Annotated in this window: 20 protein-coding genes; 10 read left to right on the top strand and 10 right to left on the bottom strand. The window is 46.8% G+C overall.

Features of this window, described 5'->3' with window-relative positions; genetic code table 11:
* Positions 1 to 12 precede the first annotated feature (12 nt).
* The 5 genes from AC5JBY_RS08695 to AC5JBY_RS08675 are packed head-to-tail and all read right to left on the bottom strand — an operon-like array spanning position 13 to position 7,932.
* Positions 13 to 1,488, bottom strand: coding sequence for a hypothetical protein (locus AC5JBY_RS08695; RefSeq protein ID WP_495904180.1), 1,476 nt, complete (start codon positions 1,486 to 1,488; stop codon positions 13 to 15).
* An 18-nt stretch (positions 1,489 to 1,506) separates the two neighbouring features.
* On the bottom strand, positions 1,507 to 3,333 hold the full coding sequence (locus tag AC5JBY_RS08690) for a hypothetical protein (RefSeq protein ID WP_495904179.1): 1,827 nt from the start codon (positions 3,331 to 3,333) through the stop codon (positions 1,507 to 1,509).
* Positions 3,334 to 3,342: 9 nt separating this feature from the next.
* On the bottom strand, positions 3,343 to 4,935 hold the full coding sequence (locus AC5JBY_RS08685) for a hypothetical protein (RefSeq protein WP_495904178.1): 1,593 nt from the start codon (positions 4,933 to 4,935) through the stop codon (positions 3,343 to 3,345).
* A 22-nt stretch (positions 4,936 to 4,957) separates the two neighbouring features.
* Complete coding sequence (locus tag AC5JBY_RS08680) at positions 4,958 to 6,670, bottom strand: lipase family protein (RefSeq protein ID WP_495904177.1); 1,713 nt, start codon at positions 6,668 to 6,670, stop codon at positions 4,958 to 4,960.
* Positions 6,671 to 6,702: 32 nt separating this feature from the next.
* Positions 6,703 to 7,932: a hypothetical protein gene (locus AC5JBY_RS08675; RefSeq protein WP_495904176.1), complete on the bottom strand. Its 1,230-nt coding sequence runs from the start codon at positions 7,930 to 7,932 to the stop codon at positions 6,703 to 6,705.
* Positions 7,933 to 8,064: 132 nt separating this feature from the next.
* On the opposite strand from AC5JBY_RS08675, the gene AC5JBY_RS08670 reads away from it, so the two are divergent.
* Together AC5JBY_RS08670 and AC5JBY_RS08665 are read left to right on the top strand one after the other, a co-directional pair.
* Positions 8,065 to 10,080: a tetratricopeptide repeat-containing sensor histidine kinase gene (locus tag AC5JBY_RS08670; protein ID WP_495904175.1), complete on the top strand. Its 2,016-nt coding sequence runs from the start codon at positions 8,065 to 8,067 to the stop codon at positions 10,078 to 10,080.
* Positions 10,081 to 10,089: 9 nt separating this feature from the next.
* Positions 10,090 to 10,725: a response regulator gene (locus AC5JBY_RS08665; RefSeq protein ID WP_495904174.1), complete on the top strand. Its 636-nt coding sequence runs from the start codon at positions 10,090 to 10,092 to the stop codon at positions 10,723 to 10,725.
* On the opposite strand, the gene AC5JBY_RS08660 is transcribed toward AC5JBY_RS08665, so the two are convergent.
* Both AC5JBY_RS08660 and dnaB read right to left on the bottom strand, forming a co-directional pair.
* On the bottom strand, positions 10,726 to 11,442 hold the full coding sequence (locus AC5JBY_RS08660) for an RsmE family RNA methyltransferase (RefSeq protein WP_495904173.1): 717 nt from the start codon (positions 11,440 to 11,442) through the stop codon (positions 10,726 to 10,728).
* An 84-nt stretch (positions 11,443 to 11,526) separates the two neighbouring features.
* Positions 11,527 to 13,107: a replicative DNA helicase gene (gene dnaB / locus AC5JBY_RS08655; RefSeq protein WP_495904172.1), complete on the bottom strand. Its 1,581-nt coding sequence runs from the start codon at positions 13,105 to 13,107 to the stop codon at positions 11,527 to 11,529.
* A 608-nt stretch (positions 13,108 to 13,715) separates the two neighbouring features.
* Here dnaB and AC5JBY_RS08650 point away from each other — a divergent pair.
* From AC5JBY_RS08650 to AC5JBY_RS08635, 4 genes are all read left to right on the top strand, one after another.
* Entirely contained in the window at positions 13,716 to 13,961 is a 246-nt protein-coding gene (locus AC5JBY_RS08650) for a hypothetical protein (protein ID WP_495904171.1), read from the top strand.
* A 305-nt stretch (positions 13,962 to 14,266) separates the two neighbouring features.
* Positions 14,267 to 15,280: an IPT/TIG domain-containing protein gene (locus AC5JBY_RS08645; RefSeq protein ID WP_495904170.1), complete on the top strand. Its 1,014-nt coding sequence runs from the start codon at positions 14,267 to 14,269 to the stop codon at positions 15,278 to 15,280.
* A 126-nt stretch (positions 15,281 to 15,406) separates the two neighbouring features.
* Complete coding sequence (gene pheT, locus AC5JBY_RS08640) at positions 15,407 to 17,836, top strand: phenylalanine--tRNA ligase subunit beta (protein ID WP_495904169.1); 2,430 nt, start codon at positions 15,407 to 15,409, stop codon at positions 17,834 to 17,836.
* 66 nt (positions 17,837 to 17,902) lie between these two features.
* Positions 17,903 to 18,190 carry a hypothetical protein gene (locus AC5JBY_RS08635; RefSeq protein WP_495904168.1) on the top strand — a complete coding sequence of 96 codons (288 nt, stop codon included), beginning with the start codon at positions 17,903 to 17,905 and terminating at the stop codon, positions 18,188 to 18,190.
* A 7-nt stretch (positions 18,191 to 18,197) separates the two neighbouring features.
* Here AC5JBY_RS08635 and AC5JBY_RS08630 read toward each other — a convergent pair whose 3' ends face one another.
* Complete coding sequence (locus AC5JBY_RS08630) at positions 18,198 to 18,452, bottom strand: hypothetical protein (RefSeq protein WP_275825072.1); 255 nt, start codon at positions 18,450 to 18,452, stop codon at positions 18,198 to 18,200.
* A 152-nt stretch (positions 18,453 to 18,604) separates the two neighbouring features.
* Between AC5JBY_RS08630 and AC5JBY_RS08625 the strand changes: the two genes are divergently transcribed.
* Positions 18,605 to 18,895, top strand: a complete 291-nt coding sequence (locus AC5JBY_RS08625; RefSeq protein ID WP_495904167.1) for a cell division protein ZapA — start codon at positions 18,605 to 18,607, stop codon at positions 18,893 to 18,895.
* Between the two features lie 2 nt (positions 18,896 to 18,897).
* Here the strand turns inward: AC5JBY_RS08625 and AC5JBY_RS08620 are convergent, their stop codons facing one another.
* Together AC5JBY_RS08620 and AC5JBY_RS08615 are read right to left on the bottom strand one after the other, a co-directional pair.
* Entirely contained in the window at positions 18,898 to 19,755 is an 858-nt protein-coding gene (locus tag AC5JBY_RS08620) for a DUF6263 family protein (protein ID WP_495904166.1), read from the bottom strand.
* Between the two features lie 9 nt (positions 19,756 to 19,764).
* Positions 19,765 to 20,904 carry a redoxin domain-containing protein gene (locus AC5JBY_RS08615; protein ID WP_495904165.1) on the bottom strand — a complete coding sequence of 380 codons (1,140 nt, stop codon included), beginning with the start codon at positions 20,902 to 20,904 and terminating at the stop codon, positions 19,765 to 19,767.
* A gap of 274 nt (positions 20,905 to 21,178) precedes the next feature.
* Between AC5JBY_RS08615 and rny the strand changes: the two genes are divergently transcribed.
* From rny to AC5JBY_RS08600, 3 genes are all read left to right on the top strand, one after another.
* Positions 21,179 to 22,744 carry a ribonuclease Y gene (gene rny, locus AC5JBY_RS08610; protein ID WP_495904164.1) on the top strand — a complete coding sequence of 522 codons (1,566 nt, stop codon included), beginning with the start codon at positions 21,179 to 21,181 and terminating at the stop codon, positions 22,742 to 22,744.
* Between the two features lie 115 nt (positions 22,745 to 22,859).
* On the top strand, positions 22,860 to 23,228 hold the full coding sequence (gene rplS / locus AC5JBY_RS08605) for a 50S ribosomal protein L19 (protein WP_495904163.1): 369 nt from the start codon (positions 22,860 to 22,862) through the stop codon (positions 23,226 to 23,228).
* 198 nt (positions 23,229 to 23,426) lie between these two features.
* Positions 23,427 to 23,657: a Sec-independent protein translocase subunit TatA/TatB gene (locus AC5JBY_RS08600; RefSeq protein WP_495904162.1), complete on the top strand. Its 231-nt coding sequence runs from the start codon at positions 23,427 to 23,429 to the stop codon at positions 23,655 to 23,657.
* Positions 23,658 to 23,693 lie beyond the last annotated feature (36 nt).

Genomic DNA, 23,693 nt, shown 5'->3' with positions numbered 1-23,693 from the left:
TGCGCCTCCCTGTTACCAGCTTAATATCTTAGAATTATCCTCTTCCAGCAACGTACCCCGCAACTTCAAAGCACTCGGTGTTTTAAAAATGGGGTACCTGTCCGTTCTGATACAGGGAAAACGACAACTCCAATCTTTGAAATCAGGATAACGTACAAAAAAGTTTACCTCACCCTTCAATACCTCCAGCGAACTTTCGATATAAGCCTTGTTGATCAGCTTCCACTTATTATCTACATAATCCAGGCCGGCATTGCCGCCAAAACCCAGCCCACCCGTCAATAAAGTAACAATCCCCTCTATACCCCCTTCCAGCATATCATCCATACCAAAAGAAGCTTCCACCCGCAAACGCGTACCATAAGTAGGACCTATATAAGCATCCACATTAGTCCTTGCCATATCAACCTTATACATACAGCCCACAGAGCCTGAAGTATAAATATTAGTATTGAATCCAACAGAAGGGATCCAATCGAGAAAACTGGCCGCCCCCATAGCAGGAGCACCGATCAGTTCAGCTATATCCATCTCTTCATGCAAGTCTTCATAAAGCGACTCATCATTTACCGCAGCAGTACGGTTGAAAAGAGATCTGCCCATCAGGTTTACAACTACCTTGCGCGAAAGGCTTTTAGAAGATTTTGCAGGAGCGATGAATTCACCATTCATGGTAGCCAAAGGAATATTGATACTGATAGGTAACCCAACAGACACATCCATAGAAGCACCAAACGTTACCGCTACCTTGTATTCCGATTCAGTACCATTGAAAATATTCGCATTGACAGCCGTAATCGCTGCCGGCGGGTCTACAAAGCTGCGTACCTTCAGCGAAGCATTGTCGAGCTTTAGACTCGCATCATCATTATCCATCTCCTGGGCAATTTTATCCACCAGAGGCAGCAGGTAAGACTTGATATCATACACCTTATCAATAGTCTCAGCCTTGTGCTTTCCCACAGCAACCAGGTCCCGTATTTTTTGAAGAGCGGCCGTGTTACCAACAGCTATTACGGACCCTCGTTGCGAGGCCAGCGCAGTATTCTTATGAATAAATATCTTTTGATTATTAGTGGGCAGATTACTCAAAGGCTTTACACCCCTGTTCATTTCCAGGTTGATAGAATTGAGCTTACCTTCCTCGATCACAGCAGGCCGGCGTAGCAGATTTGCAGGAGAAGATTTAAAACTACGCAACGTATATCCCTTCTGTGCCATCCCTTCCTCCACCTTGTTAAGACGACGCAGGTATTCCTCCAGCGTAATAGTTTTACCGGAAACAGTTTGTACAGGATCAGTTAACTTCAGCGGCTTGCCACTGGCTGCCACAGCTTCCTCCAGCGTAAATGGTTTTACACTCAATGTTTTTTTAGGAGCTATCGCAACAGGCTTTTTTGGTATTACCCGTACATCCTTTTTAAGCTGCGCCTGCAAAGCAGTTGTTGCCAGGCAGGTTACAGCCAGCCCCATTATGATTTTCTTCATACAGATTAATTACAATGATTAATTAGTTTGATTACTCAACAAAGTGTTGATCTCTTTTTTCAAAACGGCATTGGCCGTTTGACCGGCTAATCTGGAAAGCAAAGGAATGACTGCCGGAAAGCCTTTTTTATTTTCATACAATAGCCGGGCGCCACTAATCGACAACGATTCATCCGTTGTATCAGCCAGCATAACAGCTACCATGTCTATTACCTGAAGCGAGATGGGACGATAACGTAATACAGTAAGCACTGCCATCCTCGACAATCCATTAGTGTCACTTTGAAATTGTTGTAGCAACAGAGAGTCAACAGCGGCTGTATCCATCAGGCGCAACGCTAACAGCGCCTGAGCGTGAATATCTTCATCCCCGTTGCCCAGATAACTTCGCACCATCGGGAAAGTAACATTTGTCCCGGCATTGCCGGCGATGCCTAATAGTTCGAGGGCTTTATCTTTGGCAGGTTTATGACTCTCCCGGTTGATAGCCGATAAAGTATTACTAACAGTAGCAATTCCTAAAACAGCATTATACCTCCTCAAAGAATAACTGAAACTGCCCAACAGGTAGCGCAAAGCCCGTGGCACGGGTGCATCAAATCCTTGCCTTTCATAAGCAATACGCTGTACCGAAACAATCAAAGCAGCATCCGGTTCTTCGAGGAACAATAAAGTATTTGTAAAAAAGTCAACGGCATCCGGGTTATTGCGGTGACGGTACAACAACAAACCGATCTTTTCCTGCGCAGCTGGTGTACCAGCATGAGCCAGCCCTTTAATGATAACCTGGAAAGCAGGATCAGCAGGATCAGCAGTTGCAATACGTTGCATAAAACTATCCAGCAGCTGCGGATACAAATACACCAGCGCCGCCACTTTCCTGTTGAGCCTCGCATCATCAACCCTTACTTTCTCTGCAGTCAATGTATCGATAGCCGATAATACGTCCTGGATGGTTTGCAGACCAAGCGTTTGCCGGTACATGCCAACCTTAAGCTCCCGGCGCGTTACAAAATTGCTGAGCGTAACAGCCGCAGAAGCAGGTTTGATAGCAGACACCTTTCGCAATAAGGCAGAAGTTTCGACAGAAGTTAGAGATACAATATCCGCCACCTTCTGCAGTTGGAAGACACTGGAAGTGGTAGCCCTGACATCCTCTTTCACTTTCACCTCAAGCAATTCTTTGAGTGTAACAGTCGACAGCCGTTCACCATCCAACAGATATTCAGCATCCAGTTGTTGCGCATAATCGAGCAGGCCCTGACTGGCAAACGAAGCATAACCACTACCCTGCTTCCTGAAACGGCTACCACGCGCTTGTTCACGGGCTACCATTTCATAACTGGCCACAAAAAAACCTACACGATCCTCTTCCTTTACCTGCCAGGAGGCAGTAGTCTGCTGTTTACCCCCTGGTGTTATAAACTGCATGTAGGCGATCAACTGATTCCAAAGCTGCCGGTAAGTAGGAGAAACAGTCGTATCGAAATAAACCTGTCCCACCCGGCCGGAGTCATTGACCTCCACATATACGGGCAAACCCAATAAGCGGACAGCAAGAGCAGTATCAGGGTCTTGAAGCAATCCTTCATCACTCACCTGGAGCAATTGAGGCGTCATGACCAATTGAAGGTATGAGCGGGAAGACGATTCCTGTACAGCCTGTACCTGTAAAGAAGCATCCAGTACCATGCGGCTTTTGTAGCGCAGCGTGTCAGCCTTCAATATCGCTGGCGCATAAGAACTGTTACTGATAAAGTGGATGGTATAGGTTTGCGCCTCCACGGTAAACCCGGCCAACACCAATAAAAACAAACTATACAACAACATTATCTTCCGGCTCATACAATCATATTATCTCCAGTCATCAAAGAATAATTCCGTAGGGTCCGAGTCAATAAAAGTTTTGTTAGCCCGCACAAGGCCATCACCACTATCCCACAAAGTGACCCGGAAATCCAGTTGCCGCCACACAGTGCCACAAGGCATACTTACACCAGCCCCAACAGCACACCACTTTATATCAGGATAACCCACCCTTACACCAGCATGCAAAAAACCCTTAAGCATTTCTATAGTACCCGTGCTCGATACATCATTATACAACTGCCAGGTATTAGCCCAGTTGAGGGAAGACTCCGCATAATTGTCCAGCTCGATAGTTACCAGTCGTAATTCAGGACGTATATAAGCAGCAATAAAATCGAAATCGCCAAAACCAATACCCGCTTTCGCTTCACCATACACATCGAGGCGCGCTGAAGGCTTTATCTGCAACCCAGCCAGTCCACGGTGCATTTCACCATTCACATCCAGGCTTACACCACCCGAAATACCCCACTCACATTGTACCCGGCCAATACCTACCGGCACAGTAAGAATAGCCAGCGGTATATCTACCGTTTTTTCAAACCGGTCAGTCACCACCTGATCGTCACTACTAAAATTTTCACGCGAGTTGGCACTCATCAATTGCTGCCCGCCAAGCAACAACCCTACCTTTTTATAATGTTGCTCATTGCGGTTAGCCATAGCGCCATATTCAAGCGAAAGGTTAATAATGGGGATCGTCCTTTCCTCGATCCTTGCCGAAGCCTCGATGCCACCCTTCACGGTATTGGAAGACCGCGTATCCTTCAGGTCATCCAGCGTTACTTCATCGATGGGCTTATTGATGGGATAGGCAGTAGCAGAAGATTCGAGGTAACCACTGGCATTTACAGAAAACAATACTTCATTATTACCTTCCTGCTCAAACAAAGGCAGGTCTTCCCGGCGGCGGGAGGTTTTAGGCGTAGTAGCAGGTAAAACCATACTCCCTGGCTTCATGGGAATAGTTTTAATGAGTGTATAGGTGTTGCCACTCTTTGTCACCTTGCCAGGATTTGTTTTTTTGAACTCACTGATCGTTGTCCGGTTTAGCTTATAAGCCGGGATCATTTTCACATCCAGCCCCGGCAACTTCCTGTTCTTAAAAGCCAGTTGATTCAACTGAAGCGCTGTTTTTTTAGTCGGTAGCTTGCTTGTAGTACCACTAAAGCTTCCCTTGATAGCAGGCGTGAAATCGATGCGCTTTACCGGCTTGTATAAGTTCAGTGGCGTCTGGATAGTTTGCAGTTCGGTGAGCGTAAACCCTTCCTGGTTCATCAGCTGCTCTATCTTCCGCATCCGGGCAGTATACTGCGCTACAGTCATAACCTTGTCCACACTGCCAGGTACCGACCGGTCAGCTTTGATCACGAGCTTCATGGTATCGGGAGCAGGGTCTGCATTAGCAGCTTTGGGCTGATAAGGCGTGCGGTTGATGATGGGTACACGTGACGGATTCACTTTTACCGTTGGAATATCTATACGTTGAATAGTTTGTGCCGCAGCAGGCACACCGGCAACCAACATGCCTCCCAACAACATGCTTATAAATGAGCTTGAATGATATATCCTTTTCATTGAAAATAATTAAAGTTGAATATTATTTGGTCCAGGTACTGGTTGTTCCAGCCACTTGCGGATAAGGACCCGCCACCTTGATGATATTATCCAGCACGTATTGCCCTACCGCCTGGTCCTGTGCAATAGTTCCATGATTGTGTTGCTCAAAAGGACCATTGTAAATACGGTAGAAGCTACCACCCCGCGTATGATCGAAGTATTCGTTTTCACTTTTGCCCATCTTAAAGCCTACTGCCGAAGCATAATCCACAAAACCATCAGTATCCACTTCACCATCAGTACCATCGAGACAGTAGATCATAGGCATCACAGCAGCAGGACCATTCACAAAAGTGTAAGGCTGAAAAACACCGGCAGGAGTCTTACCGCCCCATTTCACTCTATCGAACTTGGCGGCCTGACCGGCAGGCGTAGCACCCCAGTTGAGCGGGTCATTACCAGGCGCATCGATAGCATGCAATACATAATGCGCAGCAGGCACACCCAGAATATACATCACCTGCATTTTGTCCAACAATTCAATGGTGCTTCCCCGACGCACAAAATATTGAGGGATATTACCAAAAGCATCCTGAGATATAGAAGTATAATAAGGCCCTGTAGGTCTCCTGCCGCCAAAACAATAAACCGGGATCTTAGAACCGTCACCCCTCAATGCATATTGCGGATCACCTTCTCCATTATTGAAATCGAGAATGAATTCCCGGGCCATATTATCACGCGAAGCACGTATCTCGAAATTGGGAATACCCGTAACGAAATCAACAAAATTGAAATCCCTTACTAAACCCGGGAAAGTAAAACCAGGCACCAGGTCGAAAAAAGGAATACAACGCAACAGCCGCGCCTTGGCGCTATCGGCCGTGCGCGCGTCGTTCTTGATAGAGATGATCTTACTCGGCAAAGGAGAACCCTCATGAGGTGTACTCATAGTAGTAACACACACGGTCCTGTTACGAACAAAAGCAGCCTTCTCTTCATCCAGCGAACTACCATCAAAACGAATATTAGGTTTCATCAGCATCCTCGACACGATACCGCCGCCACTGTGGCAAACCAGGTAAAGCTGGATCTTCGAAGTACCCAATACCCTTTCCATTTCCTTATAATAATCATATATCTTTTTAGCAGCATCATCTGCCTGCGCCATCATCCTGATAGTACCGTTACGTGGCACCAGCATCACATAGAGCTTTTCCCGGCTATTACTGCTGGTAAGCCGGTAAATATGATCACCCACTACACCATCACTGTTGGCCTGCTGATAAAATTCACCAGGGTTTCTCATGGTCTTGCCCGACAGACTCTCTATCGTAGGATGATTGGAACTGTTCCTGGCCAGCTCAGGATTAGCAGATACCGATCCATTGTACCCCATCATTTTCACAATGAAGTGATAGCCGAAATAAGCCTTCACATGCTTGATCGTATTAGTGGAACATTTAGCAGTGTAATAACCAGTGGTAGGAGGATCAGTATCGATCTCGTCGCCGGTAATGCCATGCATTAATACCACCACCTTCACAGCATCATCCTCAAACTGATAGTTAACTAATAACTTACTCAGCTTGGAGTCGACGATTTTAGCATCTATAAGCTTGGGATCGATCCTCTTATCAGGCTGATTGATCAACCTGACCGAATCCCTGAGCTGAACCTGCTGCTTAACCTGTGCAGCAGCCGCCAGGCAAAAACATGACAGGCTTGTCGCCAATACAATTTTAGTGAACATGATTGTTGATTATTTTTTATTAATAGGAGCGTTTAGCGCATCATACAGGAAATAGACACCACAGGAGTAAAAGTTTGCATCTTCCAGTTCTTATCGAAGAGACAACGCATGCCATAATTAAGAATAAGGTTACGGCTCACACGCCAGTCGCCACCAAAGTTGATCGTATAAGGATGCACCGTTGTCCATTGCACAGACGACTCCACGATCTCCACATCATCATTGGGGACCTTGAAACTTTCATTGAGCGCCTGCAACGCCGATTTCAAACCCTTACGCTCGTAGAAGAATTCAGCGAAGAAAGAATATAAAGAACCACCATAACGAAGATTAAAACCCATCGACCATAATTGATTGTCGGCAATAGCCTGCTGCGTGGTCACTTCATCCGTATCGATATCACGCAATAAAAAGTCTACCTGCTCCTCATATACGCTGGTACGTATTAGAGCAGATGCCAGCATATTTTTACCAATGCCCATACCGCCATTAAGCCAGAACCCCCAGGCCGTATTCCTGTTGAGACGAAGCTTTGAAAGACTACCCGCACTATCAGTAGCATAAGTATTTACCTTGCCAACAGCCACATCCAGCCAGGAAGCATTCCAGTTCTCCTGCACAAAAATTTTAGCCCGGGCATTGATCTCTGCATTGCGGCGCGAACCTATAGAAAGCAACTGCTCTTCAGTAGAAGCGATGCTACTGCGGAGAGCAGGCTTATCCAATATATTCTGCGTAGTATCCAGCTGCTGCTCCAATTGCTTGAGTTGCGCTTCCAGCTCCTTTTTCTCAGCCTCGTATTTCTCAGGAATACCGGTGTACAGGTCTTTAGCCAGCAAAGGATCACCCTTTTTGATCAGGTTGAACTTAACCGCCGCACCAATGCGCCGGTCACTCTCTTCATTCTGAACCGTACCGATAGAAAGATCCAGTGAGGCCAGCCGGCGCATAAAGCCCGAAGCACGTTGATACTTCTCCAGGCTTTTGCGGTTATAAAACAATTCCCAGAAAGGCTGCGACTGAATAGCGAGGTTGGGGTTGAGCCGCCAGGACTTGAAAGACCAGTCAACCTTAAAGTCTTTTATATCCGAAGTACGCGTCACCTGCGAAGGCGTTACCCCCATCAGGTCAAAAACCGGAGAGGCTGGTATGTTCAACTCTTTGGGCGTTACACGCGAACTATTCCCTTCGTTTTGGCTGTAAACACAGGCACAGGCCAGCAGCAGGCAAACAAGTAATGCAGTTTTGTGGAGCGTTATCATAACCCAAAACTATCTCCACCTACCCCCCTTTTCAATACCTGACCATAGTGAATTCAAAGCGGGAAAAATACCTGATTGCAGGTAGTGCAGGGGTAGGGCAATTCGATATATTGTGCTTTAATCCGAGGCAGCATGAAGAAGATACACACCTTAATATGGCTATTGGCAGTCGGCATATTCCCGCTCATTGCCCAAAGTCAAACCGATGCATACAAGGATAGCCTGTTGCGTGTGGCAGCACTCAACAAGCAAGACACCAATACATACAAAGCCATCAATTTTCTATATAGATTATACTTCAATGAAGGAGACTTCAGGAATTCATTACAATATTGCCGTAAAGCCCTTGAGCTCTCCGATCAGCTGGGATTAAAAGAAAAACAGTCACGGATCGCCTATGCCATGGGACTGAATTACACCAACCTCAACATATACGACAGCGCGCAATACTACCTTGATAAATGCCTGCAATTACCCGGCGCATTAAAAGACACCCACTTATTAGTACAATACAACAACACCTATTCCATTCTATACAATTATCAGTCAGACCATAGTACAGCCATCAGCTATCTGATGAAAGCAGTGGAACTGCTGGAAGCAGTCAAATCGCCGGAGATTAAAGCCATCATGCCCCAAACCTACATGAACCTTTGCAATAACCTGCTGGCCGAAAACCAACTTGAAAAAGGCATCGAATACGGTAAAAAAGCATTGCAGTTTACAGGCTATCCCGATGAAGAACGACACCGTATATTGGTGCACCTCGATCTTATGGACACCTATATCAAACTGAACAAAGCGGCAGATGCCGGACATCACCTCGATACAGCCGTACAGATCAATAAGCAACTTAACAATGTGGTCATGGCCAACCTGGTCCACAACAACCAGGGCATATACTACGAATACATCCATGACCTGCCCGCCGCATTGATCGCATATAAGGCCGCTTACCACCTGGCCGATAGCCTGGATCAAAAACTCGTGCAGGGTAATCCCGCCAACAACATTGCCCGGATACAATACAAATTAGGCAACTATAAAGAAGCAGAACAATACGCACACATAGCCATAGGCATTGGCAACACCACCCGGCAAATGACAGTGCTATCCGACGCCTATAGCTTGTTGACCAGCGTAGCAAAAACAAAAGGCGATTATAAAAAAGCATTGGAGTTTGCAACACTCAATAAAAAATACGCCGACAGTTCAACCAACAGTGCAACCCAGAAAGTAACCCTGTCCCTCGAATCGAAATACCAGCACCAGAAAAAGGAAAAAGAGATAGCAGAACTCAAAGCAGACTCAGCCGAAAAAGAACTCCTGATCGTAAAAAGAAACCGCGTGCTAATGATCGGCGGGCTGTCTGCAGCCGTATTATTGTTGAGCATCGTATGGCTATACAGAAGCAGCAAACAGAAACAAACCATCGCCGAAAAAGAACAACACCTGCAGCAGGAACAAATTAAATTCCTCGAAAGACAACAACAGGTAGTATCCCTGCAAAGCATGCTCAATGGCCAGGAAACAGAACGCACCCGCATAGCCAAAGACCTCCATGATGGATTAGGAGGTTTATTTTCTACCGTAAAAATGAACTTCAGCGTATTACAACACGAACATCCGGACTTGAAAGAAAGCCCCCTGTTCCAAAAAAGCTATGAGTTGGTAGATACCGCCTCCGGAGAACTGCGCCGCATTGCCCACAACATGATGCCCGAAGTATTGATGAAACTGGGACTCATACAAGCAGTACAGGACATGTGCGCCGCCATCAGTAGCGGCAAATTGTTACACGTCACCCTGCAGGCATATGGGATCAACAAGCGACTCAATGCCTCCAGCGAGATCATGCTCTACCGTATTATGCAGGAACTCCTCAACAACATCATCAAACATGCACAGGCTACCGAAGCCATCATCCAGTTCAATAAAAATGGCAACCGCCTTACCGTCACAGTAGAAGATAACGGCAAAGGCTTCAACACACAGGATATAGACACCGCCCGCCACAGCGGTATGGAAAGCGTTAAAAACCGGGTACACTACCTCAATGGGAACATCAACATCGATTCACAAAAAGGAGTAGGCACTACAGTACTCATGGAATTCCTGATCAACGAAGAAGAATTATCTTTATCCTGACACAGCACTATGATCACCATCCTCATCATCGACGACCACCCCCTTGTTACCGACGGCATCAAAACAATGCTGCAGTCCGAGAATTATCTGCAGGTAACTGGTACGGCCAAAACAGGCAGGGAAGCACTCACATTCCTGGAAAAACAATCTGTCGATGTGATCCTGCTCGACATCAGCCTGCCCGATATGGATGGGCTTGTACTCTGTGAATTGATACGTACAAAGAATAAAACCACAAAGATCATTGGCGTCACCTCAGCCAACGATGCCGGCATCATTACACAACTCCTGCACCGCGGGGGAAACGGGTACCTGTTGAAAAATATGGAGCGTGATGAACTCATCCATGCCATTCACCGCGTATTGGATGGACATGTATACCTGAGCAGAGAAGCCAATGAAAAAGTACTGCAACAATACCAAAGCCTCAACACAGCCCTAAACCAGATGCCGGTACTCACGAGGCGGGAAAAAGAAATACTGGCATTATTAAGTGAAGGACTTACCGGACCGCAAATCGCCGATAAATTACACCTTAGCACCTATACAGTAGAAACACACCGCAAGAATATGCTGCAGAAATTCAACGTCAACAGCACGATGCTGTTGATCAAAGTGGCGCGGGAATACAAGCTACTCAACTGATCAGATTAACCTCAATAAAGTAGCAGCCACCACACCGGCAGTTTCCGTACGCAAACGATTATCACCAAGCGTTACAGGAACAAACTGATGTTGCAGCGCAAGCGATACTTCCCCGGGAGTAAAATCACCCTCCGGACCGATGAGCATAAGCTGGGAAGGCTGAGAAGAATCAGCTTCCTCGCGTAGATCCTTCCGTGCATCCTCCATACAATGAGCAATGAACTTCTGGGCCGTTCCAATCACTTCTTCCTGACGGAACAACTGTTCGTAACTGATTGGTTCATGCAACACAGGCAGCCAGCTTTGCTGGCTTTGCAACATGGCACTTATGAGTATACTCTTCATCCGGTCATGCCGGAAATGCTCCCGCTCCGTTCTTTCACACAATAAAGGAATGATCGTTTGCACCCCTATCTCCGTGGCTTTCTCCAGGAACCACTCAAAGCGACTGGTATTCTTCAGTAAAGAAATAGCAATCGCTATCTGCCGGCCGGGAGCCGGTGTATGCTGCGCCTGCGTAATGCGTACGCCACATTTCTTCTTATGGTCATTGATGATCTCAGCCGTCAGCAAATTACCTACACCATCAGTAAGCAATACCTGCTCACCAATCTCTTTGCGCAGCACCTGTATGATATGCTTCGACGCTTCTTCCGGCAAAGTCATTATATCATTGACAGCCGCAGCCGATTCAATATAGAAAATAGGCAAACTCATAATGCAAGATAAGAGAAAACAAAAAGCCCTCCCCGATGCATAATTGGGAGGGCTTGGATAACAACCTCAGAAGTTTATAATATTTTAAAAAGGTGCGTCATCATCGTCACCAAAAGGCATGTCATTCATCTTACTACCAGCCTGGATAAACAGCTTGGCGCCATCACCACCAGCACCACCCTCAGTAGGCACAGGCTTCCAGTTGCCGCCACCACCGCCACCGCCAATACCACCAAAGTCATCATTGTCCATCTCTTCAAACTTCTGAATGTGCAGCAATGCACGCAGCTTGATCGTTTCGAGAGAACCGTTACGGTGTTTGGCTATACGGATATGCGTTTCACCCTTATTACTTTCCCCCATTTCATTGGAGGTGATATCATAATACTCAGGACGGTAAATGAACATTACCATGTCCGCATCCTGTTCGATGGCGCCCGATTCACGAAGGTCACTCAACTGAGGCATCTTATTACCCTCCTTACGCGTTTCAACCGCCCGGCTCAACTGGGACAGCGCGATAATAGGCACCATCAACTCCTTGGCCAGTGTCTTCAGGTTACGTGAGATGGTACTGATCTCCTGCTCACGGTTTTGGTTTTTACCACCACCGCCACTCATCAGCTGAAGGTAGTCAATGATGATTAAGCCAATGTTATGCTTATTCTTCAAACGGCGCGCCTTGGCACGCAATTCAAATACGTTCAAAGCAGCCGTATCATCGATATAGATGGGCGCCTGCGCCAGCTTTTGAATACCCTTGGCATACAGTTGCTTCATCTCATGCTCTTCCATCTTACCACGGGAGATCTTTTCCAGCCATATTTCACTTTCTGCCGAGAGGATACGTTGTACCAGCTGGGCAGAGCTCATTTCAAGACTGAAGAAAGCCACCGGCGTGGGCTTCCGTGCATCTAAAGCTGCATTCCGCACAAGGTTGAGGGCGAAAGCCGTTTTACCTACCGCAGGACGAGCCGCCAGGATCACCAGATCAGAAGGCTGCCAGCCGTAAGTAACCTTGTCCAGAGAAGAGAACCCACTGGGCACCCCGGTAATATCTTCTGTCCGGTTACGCATATCTTCGATACGCTGAACCGTTTTTACCAACACACTATCGATACTGTCGAAATTCTTACGAAGGTGATTATTGGTGATCTCGAACAACTTGCTTTCCGCTTCATCCAGCAGGTCAAACACGTCAGTGCTGTCTTCGTAAGATTCACTGATGATCTCACCGCTGATACGGATCAGCTCACGCTGGATAAACTTTTGCAGAATGATACGGGAGTGAGCGTCGATATTAGCCGAAGAAACCACGGCATTCGTAAGCCGCGTTACATAGTAAGGGCCGCCTACCATTTCCAGTTCGTCCTTCGACCTCAGTTCCTCTACAACGGTCAAAATATCGATAGGCTGGTTCTTCTGCTGCAAGCTGAGCATCGACCGGTAAATACGCTGATTCGCATCCACATAGAAGCACTCAGGCTTCAATATTTCTATCACCGTATCGAAAGCGCTCTTTTCCAACATAATAGCACCCAACACAGCCTCCTCAAGGTCCTTTGCCTGCGGGGGTACTTTACCATACACCATCGTACTCAGGTCGATCGACCCTTTCCGGCGCGCTTTACTGCTGCGGTCTTTATTGAAATTCGTTAGCTCCATTGAGTTCAATTGGTCAGTAAGTAAGAAAAAACGTTGACAAAACAATCCACTGAACGATGCTCGTTGGTTTAGGGAGACGGATTTCCTGGTCATTCAGTCGGATATTATCCAACCAACGACTTGCGGAGTTAGTTCCAGACTTGTGTTACGAAATTGTTAATCCAGAGTTACCCGAATGTTACCGCTTGAGTCAGGACGGCGAATATATAACCGCTCACCTTCCCGAAAAAAAATTTCTGGAACCTATATTTAATCACCCGCAATTCACGAGCCGATTCACATCATTCATAGGGTTATCCACATAGATGTGCAGGATATTCCCAATTTACAAAAGTTTGGCACCCCTTCCTAAAGGAAATTCACACACACTTGTGCGAAGAAATTATGTACCAAAAATTTGGTGAAGAGGCCATTCCGGTGAGATATAGCAGGGTTAAGGGTTTACCTATTTCAGGTATAAGAAAACACTTAAACGGCGCGAGTTTTAATGCCTTCACCATGCTAAAACTGGCATAAAATCACTACTTTTAAACGGACAATATGAACAAAGCTTTACTGGCATTGTTTTTATGAGCAATAATGGAAAGAAGTATCAATTTTAAAGCATCATGCGGGTATATCAACTAAGGCATTATGAGGTATTGCTGAACGACCAGCAGGGCGAAGAACTGGAACTGCTTATTCAATACGAAAAGTTATGCAGCCGGTTACTCACCACGAAAGCACTTGCTTTTTCCAACACTCTTGAAGTAGCCCGGATACGCAATTACCGCATGGAGCGTCGCGCCACCCGCATCCACCGCCTCCTGGCAGATACCATCCCCCCATTCAGTTTCCTCATCAACAAAAATTAACGCTTCAGGTACCCTTATCGAGACCTTTTCGAGACGTTACCGAGACCTTATCGAGACTTTATCGAGACCCAGTTCCTGGGCAATCCTTCACCAATCCCCTGTCAGACCCATAGCAATCCCCCATCAGACTCTCCCTCAATTACCCACTTAATGGTATTGATAATCACAGATATTATCACCAGCTTTGCCACATTCTCCCCAACCTATAGTCTTAATCCGCCAGAACAGGTGAATACACCCTGTTACCCACCCTATAACCACCTTACCTTCAAACACAGGATTGCTCACTCATAATAATAACCTTCATGGCAGACAACAACAATGCAGACATCCAGATTACCAAAGCTGGAAGGGTTACCGCCGGAATACTCCTGGTAGCGTTCACCCTTTTCTCCATCATCATTATTATGGCCTTCTGGCCCGATAAACTCCCCAAAGCCGGTTCCGATTGTACCCTGTACAAATACGATTGGTTCGATATGACATTGGATACCTGCGCTTGCAAACAAACATGTCTGGACACTTCATGGGTCGAAGCCACATCCCAGGATACTACCCTGCCACTGGATACTACAACGACAGCGTCCGATACCAACAAAGCCTCCCAGATTAAAAAAAATCCGCTGCCTCAGAAAACTGCCAAGAAACCCGCCACCGAAGCCCCCACTAAAGGGCATATCAACCTCAACATTATACTACTTATGCTCGTGGCCGCCGGCGGCTTCCTCGGCAATATGATCCACATAGCCACCTCCTTCACCACCTTTGTAGGAGCCGGGAAATTCCAGCGCAGCTGGGTTCTTTGGTATTGGGTACGTCCCTTTACCGCATCCGCACTGGCACTGGCATTATACTTCGCCTTCGGCGCTACCAGCGACCCCGCCAATGTAGACCTCGATCGCATACTTACCCTGGCCATCCTTTCAGGCCTCTTTACCGACATTGCCACCCAAAAACTCAAAGAAGTTTTCGACGTTCTCTTCAGCCCCAAAGACAACAGGCCCAACAAGCTCACCGACCCGGTAGCCAAAATAGCCACCATCACACCGGAAGAACTGGCCAAAGAAGGAGAGAACACGATCGTGCTTAAAGGTACCAACCTGAAGAGCCAAAAACTGACGATCAAGATCGATGGCAAGGCCATTACAGAAACCAAAATAGCCGACAAAGAGATCAGCTTCAAATACACCATACCAGCTGAAGCAAAAAGTAAAACAGAGCTGGTGCTCGAGATAACCGATCCTGAAGGCAACACGGTTTCGAAGAAAACACTACCCGTAAAAGACAAACCAGCACCACCACCTGAAGAAGGAACGTAAAACACCTTCCGGCCTAATCCTTATCTTTGCCCCTCGCCTGTACCATTGGTAAGCCGGTATATGCAGGGCTGATAGTACCGATGCAGGCCAGGCAAGTAAATCAACACTAAAAGATCAAACTAAGTAATGACCATTTCATATAATTGGTTACACGAATATTTACCCGTAACCATTGAGCCGGAGCGACTGAGCAAAATATTGACAGCAGTAGGACTGGAAGTAGAAAGCCTCGAAAAATACGAAAGCCTCAAAGGAGGATTGCAGGGATTGGTAATAGGCGAAGTGCTCACACGGGAAAAACATCCCAATGCCGATAAACTGTCTGTCACCACAGTCAGCGTTGGCAGCGGCGAACCATTACAGATCGTATGTGGCGCCCCCAACGTGGCAGCCGGACAAAAAGTGATCGTAGCCACCGTAGGCACTACGATCTATCCAAAGAACGGCGAGCCCCTCACCATGAAAGTGGCCAAAATACGTGGCGTGGAAAGCTACGGAATGATCTGTGCCGAAGATGAGATCGGACTCAGCGACAACCATGCAGGAATACTGGTGCTGCCTGCCGAAGTAAAAGTAGGAACACCTGCCGCCACTTACTTCAAACCATACAATGATTGGGTTTTCGAAATAGGGCTTACCCCCAACCGGATGGACGCAATGAGCCACCTGGGCGTAGCCAGAGACGTTACTGCCTACCTGGTACACCACGATAAAAAAGATTATCGTGTAAAATCACCTTTCAACAACAGCTTCAAGACCGATAATACGAGCCTGCCGATCGCAGTGGAAATTGAGAACGCCAACGCCTGTCAGCGTTACTCCGGCGTTAGCATTACCAACGTACAGGTAAAAGAAAGCCCCCAATGGCTGCAGGATAAACTCCGCTCGATAGGCTTGCGTCCTATCAACAACATAGTAGACATTACCAACTTTATACTGCACGAAACAGGCCAGCCCCTGCACGCATTCAATGCAGACGCTATCAAAGGCCGCAAAGTGCTGGTAAAAAATCTTCCCGAAGGAACAGCCTTCGTGTCACTGGATGAAAAGACAAGGAAGCTGAGCGCCGAAGACCTGATCATCTGCAACGGTGATAGCGAGCCCATGTGCATAGCGGGCGTATTCGGCGGCCTGCACAGCGGCGTAAAAGCAGATACTACCAACATCTTCCTCGAAAGCGCCTGGTTCAACCCCATCGACATCCGCAAGACCTCCTTCCGTCATGGCCTGCGCACAGATGCAGCCACCCGCTTTGAAAAGAACGTCGATATCAGTAATACGGTCAATGTATTGAAACGGGCCGCCATGATGATCAAGGAATTGGCTGGAGGTGAGATCGCTTCCGACGTGATAGATGTATATCCCGATCCCAGAGAGCGGTCATCAGTAGTACTCAAATACCACTACCTGCGCAAGCTGAGCGGTAAGAACTATCACCCCGACACCGTTAAAAAGATACTTACCAGCCTTGGCTTCGAAGTCATCAAAGAAGGCATGGACAATATCTGGGTCAATGCCCCCTATAGCAAGCCCGACATTAGCCTGCCTGCCGATGTGGTGGAAGAGATCATGCGCATAGATGGATTGGACAATGTAGAGATCCCCACCTCTATCATGATATCTCCGTCTATCGAGACCGATAGCTATAAACACACCTACAAAGAGAAAACAGCCAACTACCTCGTAGGACTTGGCTTCAATGAAATATTCACCAACTCGATCACCAATGCCGCTTACTTCGATGAAGCGGAGCTGGGCTCAGCCGTGAAGCTGCTCAACAACCTGAGCGCAGAACACAATATCATGCGCCCATCTATGTTGGAAACCGGACTGGAAGCCATCGGCCACAACCTCAACAGGAAAAACCACAACCTGCAGTTCTTCGAGTTTGGCAAAACATACCATATGAGCGCCCCCGGTAATTACCAGGAGAACGAACATGTATGCCTTTACATCACCGGTCAGGTAAAAGAAGATTCCTGGAAAACTAAAGGATATACCGTTGATCTTTATTACCTTAAAGGAATCGTGGCAAGGATATTGCAGCTCACCGGCATTACTAAAACAAGTTGGCAGGCCATCACCACTCAAAAACTGGCCGACAGCCTGGAAGTAAGGATCAACAACGAAGTCATTGCCACATTAGGAGCCGTAGCCCCGCACGAACTCAAGCGATTCGATATCAAACAACCCGTATTCTTTGCTGACATCGATTGGGAATTATTACTGAAGAAAGTGGCTAAAGGCGAATTGAAAGTAACCGAGTTACCCAAACAATTGCCCGTACACCGCGATCTTGCTATGATAGTGCCCAAGGCCCTCCCATACGCCGACGTAGAGTCGACCGTCAAGAAGGTCCGGATCGAAAAACTGCAGACAGTGCAGCTCTTCGACATCTTTGAAAGCGGGAAAATAGGCGCTGATAAAAAATCACTCGCCATCAGCTTCACGTTCCTCGACGAAGAGAAAACGCTTACTGATAAAGAGATCGATGCAATGATGAACAAGATCATGACAGCCTTGGAAAAAGACCTCCAGGCAGAAATAAGGAAGTAACCGGAAACAGGGGACTTCCTTGCCGCAGCAGGAAAACCTAAACCCGGAATCCTAAATTCGAAATCAATGTCAGACACTCAGCAACCATGGAAACGCGTCAATGATAAACTGCAGCAAGTACTGCAGCAATACCAGGTGTTGCAAAAAGACAATGACCGGCTGACAAAAGAGTTGAAGGAACTAAAAGCGAAGGATGCATTGCAGGCCCGAAAGATCGAGGAACTGGAAATAAAAATAGCAGCACTGAAAACAGCTACCGGCCAACTGGACGAAGCTGATAAAAAAGAATTGGACAAACGCCTGCATCAGTACATCCGGGAAATAGACCGGTGTATTGCCATGCTGAGCCAGTAAAAAATAGTTATACGCGTTTCACTAAACGCATTTTCATTTCATCTTCTCCCTGTGAAAGCTCTAAAGTGTAGATACCATACGGCAGATCGTTGAGGCCTTTCCAGGTAACCGTATTGTCTCCTTTGGGAACGGAGGCTTCCATACGTTGGCATTCTTCCCCTTTTTCGTCGCGTAAAATGGCTTTGAGACTGGAGCGGATAGGTGCTACTAATTCGAGTGTCAGGACATCGATGAAGATGGACGACTTTACTTTTGCAAACATAGTTCGCTTGGTTTTGGTGACGTAATCATAGAATACGGGTTCATAGTTTCCTTACCATCCAAAACGATCCATTAGAGTCCAAAGTGTATCAGATATCCAGTTGTTAATTCTGTGTGGATAAATATAGAATAGACTTTTCAAATTTGCAAGTAATGGAAGAATTAATTCCGATAAATGTAGTAATTGGCGACAGAACCTACCGGATTCGCATTGCTCCGGCCGACGAAGAGGTCGTTCGCAAGACCATTAAGCTCATTAATGATAAGATCATCGAGTTTAAAACCCAGTTCGCCGGCAAAGACATGCAGGACTATGTGGCCATGGTTGTTCTCTGGTATGCCACCCAACAAAAAGCGGCCGGAAACCAGCCGCTTATGACAAGTGAAGCAGATAAACAGTTACAATCCATGGAAAAGCTCCTCGACCGGATTCTCCAGCCCTGAGCCTATTTCTTTACCACACCCTCATCCATGATCAGTTTCATGGTAAAAGGAACCGACTGACCGGCTACTTCCATAATGCCGGTAGCATCCATCGTGGCATTCCTTTTCTTGATAATACCAGTAGCCACCTCCATAACATATTGCCCCTTGGAGGTACCGGCAATATGCATATTAATAGTCATACCATTGTTCTCCATTTCGCCCGATTGCGTAATGGTGCCATCCATACTTACGATTGCCTCATCACCCTTTACCTCGAGCACCTTATAATTGGTCACCGCTTTACCTTGAGCCGATACAGTAGAATCGATCCAGCTATCACCAGCTTTCACAGCCTTATCAGGCAGGTTAGCGACCAGGTCATAAGAAGTGCCGGGCTTGGTAGCAGCATTGGTCAGGCCACCCGTCATGCTCATAAAACCACCGGCTTTATCAGCGAGGTCACTCCCTGTTGAGTCATCACTGGAAAGGATAATCCCCTTCGGGTCGATGGTCATATTCTTCGTCTTACCTACCATCTCGCCCATTTTCTGGCCTATCTCATTAGAGTTGCCATCCTTCTTATCCGAATCATAATTCATTTCCTGGCCCATACCATTCATACTGCTCACCACCCGCTTTACCGTAGTGGCCAGCGCATAATCCTTGGCAGTGGCGCTTTTAACCTCGACCAGCGAAGTAATGGTATTCACATTCTTCATATCGATAGTCTGGCCCATCATTTCCATACCAAAACTCAAATTAACAGAGGCCACACGCTCCAATTGCTGGCCTTTGGAAAACACAGCCTTCCGGCTCAGTGACTGGCCGTTAACAACTACTACAGCAAGGGCTAAAGGGACAAATAACAGCTTTTTCATATTTCTATATTAATTAAATAACTCTGCCAGTTTCTTTTGCAAGTCTTCGCCACGCAGGTTCTTGGCAATGATCTTACCCTGCGGATCGATCAGCAGGTTCTGAGGGATAGCCTGGATACCATATTGAACAGCCACCGCATTCTTCCAGTATTGAAGGTCCGAAACATGCGTCCAGGTCAGCTTATCATCATGGATCGCCTTGATCCATTTTTCCTTGGCATTAGGTTGATCAAGCGATATACCCAGCACATGGAAACCCTTCTCCTTATATTTATTATAAGCTACCACAACATTGGGATTCTCAACACGGCAGGGACCACACCAGCTTGCCCAGAAATCAACCAGCAGGTATTTGCCTTTGAAAGAAGACAATTTCACCGGGTTGCCCAATGTGTCATTCTGCGTAAAGTCCATGGCAAAACTACCTACACCGGTTTTCTTGGCTATTTCTATCCGCTCCTTCCACTCTTTACCCGACTTTGATTCACGGATCGCTTTAGGCAATTGATTGAACACCGGCTCCACCTTCGCAGGCTTGATATCATAACCGGCAAATTGCTGGAAGGCGAAGAACGCCACCGGAGATTGCGGATTAGCCTTTACATAACTGCCATACACCTTCTCATTCATTTCTTCATATAAAGCATCCATCTGGGCATCCAGCTTAGCGGCCTCTTCTTTCTTACCGGCTTTATTAGCCTCAGTATAGGCAGCATAAAGTTCCCGGCGACGGTCGCCAAAAGACTTGGCTTGCTCATTCAGCTTTGCATACTCATCATGCGCCTTGGAACCCTTTACAGTTACATTGCTGAAAGAATCCACACTGATCACAGATATATCACCAGGATATAAAAAAACAGTAGCAAAATCACGCTGCATCAGCCTCCTTTTGGAAGACTCCGAACCTGACGGGTATTTTGCGCGCAGGCTCGACATGGCAGCCCCTTCAGACAACTGGCCCGAAAAATTGTATTGACCGTCCTTTACCAACACACTGTCCATTTTACGCTCCCCGTTAAGCGCATACGTCAGGTACACCCACTCAATGGGTTCGCCTGCCTTGGATACATCGCCTTTGATGGTAAATTGTTGAGCATTGGATTGCGTGGCCAGCAACAGTCCGGCCCCGATAAATAGTAGATGCTTCATAGTAAGATGCTTTTTGAATGGTGAACGCTACAATATTAAAGAATAAATACCTTTTCCAGCCGCCACCTATCAAGCAAAACAACAAACCCTCAGTTTTTTATATACTTTCCATGCAATTGGCGTTCTAAACAGAAATTATGCAAATAGGTTTGCTGGTCAAACAATGCTTGCTTAATTTCCGTACTTTCGCACATTAGCCTCTCACGCATGAACAATGAACTATACATAGAGAGGATACATAATATGGTAGAACAATCAAAACATTTAAAACACAATGGATCCGAACGCATTAACCTATATAATTGGAGGAGTGGCACTGGTGGCGGGCATCATAGCCGGAAAGTTCATCTTTGCTAAAAACACGCAAAAGCAGATAGATGAGGCTGACCAACAAGCCAAAAAATTACTCTCCGACGCCCAGACACAGGCTGAAACAGTTAAGCAACAAAGACAGCTCGAAGCCAAAGAAAAATTCCTGCAACTAAAAGCCGAGCACGAAAAAGAGGTAAATGAGCGTAACCGCAAATTGAGTGAAGTAGAGAACAGAGCAAGGCAGAAAGAACAGGCCATCAACCAAAAGACAGACCAACTGGACAAACAGGTAAGAGAGAATGAAGCCATCAAGGACAACCTGAACCGCCAGATCGAAGTAGTAAACCTCAAGCGCACTGAGCTCGAAAAACACCAGGAAGAGCACATCCGCCGCCTGGAAAAAATAGCCGGCCTCACAGCCGACGAAGCTAAAAAGCAACTGGTAGAAAGCCTTAAACACGAAGCAACTACCCAGGCGCTGGCCATGCAGCAGGAGATCATCGACGATGCCAAGCAAAAGGCCAACAAAGAAGCCCGCAAGATCATTATCCAGTCTATACAACGTACAGCAGCCGAACAGGCGATCGAAAACTCCATCACGGTATTCAACCTCGAAAGCGATGAGATCAAAGGACAGATCATCGGTCGTGAAGGCCGTAACATCCGTGCCATTGAAGCCGCTACCGGCGTTGACCTGATCGTGGATGACACCCCCGAGGCGATCATCCTCTCTTCATTCGACCCCCTGCGTCGTGAAATTGCGCGCTTAAGCCTTCAGCGCCTCGTAACCGACGGTCGTATCCACCCGGCCCGTATCGAGGAGATCGTAGAAAAGACCCGCAAGCAGATCGAAGAGCAGGTAATGGAGATCGGTGAGCGTACTGTGATCGAACTGGGTATCCACGGCCTGCACAAAGAACTGATCCGCGTGGTAGGAAAAATGCGTTTCCGCTCCTCTTATGGACAGAACCTCTTGATGCACAGCCGCGAAGTAGCCAACCTTTGCGGTATTATGGCAGCCGAACTGGGCCTCAACCCCAAATTGGCCAAACGTGCCGGCCTCCTGCACGACATTGGTAAAGTGCCCGATGAAGAATCTGAACTGAGCCACGCCCTCCTTGGAGCCAAGCTGGCTGAGAAATACGGGGAAAACCCCGCCGTAGTGAACGCCATAGGCGCCCACCACGATGAAATGGAAATGCAATACGTGATCTCCCCCATCGTACAGGCTTGTGACGCCATCAGCGGCGCCCGCCCAGGTGCCCGTCGTGAGATCATGCAACAATACCTCCAGCGCATTAAAGACCTGGAAAACCTCGCCCTGGCCTACAATGGAGTAGAAAAAGCCTACGCTATACAAGCCGGCCGCGAATTACGCGTTATTGTTGAGGCAGAAAAAGTAACTGACTCCGATTCCGATAAGCTGTCATTTGAAATAGCCCAGAAGATCCAGACCGAAATGACATTCCCCGGCCAGATCAAAGTGACTGTGATCCGCGAAAAGCGGTCTGTGAATGTGGCCAGGTAATAATATTATTAAACAGGAAATCAGTGCAAAGCCACGTGTAGTTTAAAAAAATCCGGATTTTAATCCGAAATCCGAAATAAACTACTACCTTTGCCCTCCTTAAAATTTGAAGATCATGAACGCAGCAGTTCAATTCGTACACGAACAATTGACCGGTAAAAAAGAACTCCCCAGCTTTAAAGCAGGTGATAACGTTACCGTTAACTATAAGATCATTGAAGGTGGTAAAGAGCGTATCCAGGGTTTCCGTGGCGACGTGATCAAACGTCAGGGAACTGGCGGTACTGCTACTTTCACTGTTCGTAAAATCTCTGACGGTGTAGGTGTGGAAAGAACTTTCCCCATCAACTCCCCCAACATCGAGTCTATCGAACTGAACAAAACTGGTCGTGTACGTCGCGCCAAGCTGTTCTTCCAACGTAACCGTAGCGGTAAAAGCGCACGTATCAAGGAAAAACGTATGGCTGTCGCTTCTCAAGCTTAATAACCAGCTCGTTATAACTTATACAGAGCGGAAACCAAACCGGTTTCCGCTTTTTTTACGTATATATTATACCCCTTTGTTAATCGTAAGTAAAATCCCTTGTTTCACTCATTTACAGAGCTAATTTGTGTAAGTGAATATGCGTTTTACTTATGAAAAGCTGTAATTTCGTATTTCAATCAAAATAAAAAGAGTACCATGCTTGTAGCTAATAATTTCCTGATGATCTCGATGCCAGGTGGTATGGAGTGGGTGTTGATCATTTTAGCTGTACTGATCCTGTTCGGTGGTCGTAAGATCCCTGAATTCATGAGAGGTATTGGTAAAGGTATCCGTGAATTTAACGATGCCAAGAACAACGTGAAGAAAGAGATTGAAGATGGCATGAACGAAAAGGATAAAAAAGCTCCTTCTTCTCCTGCTCAATAACACGCTCTTCCTTTTTAACGGGGATTCCAAACCGAT

This window comes from Paraflavitalea sp. (assembly GCF_059502485.1).
The sequence above is the reverse complement of the archived record's forward strand: the minus strand, read 5'-3'. Positions and strand labels throughout refer to the sequence as shown.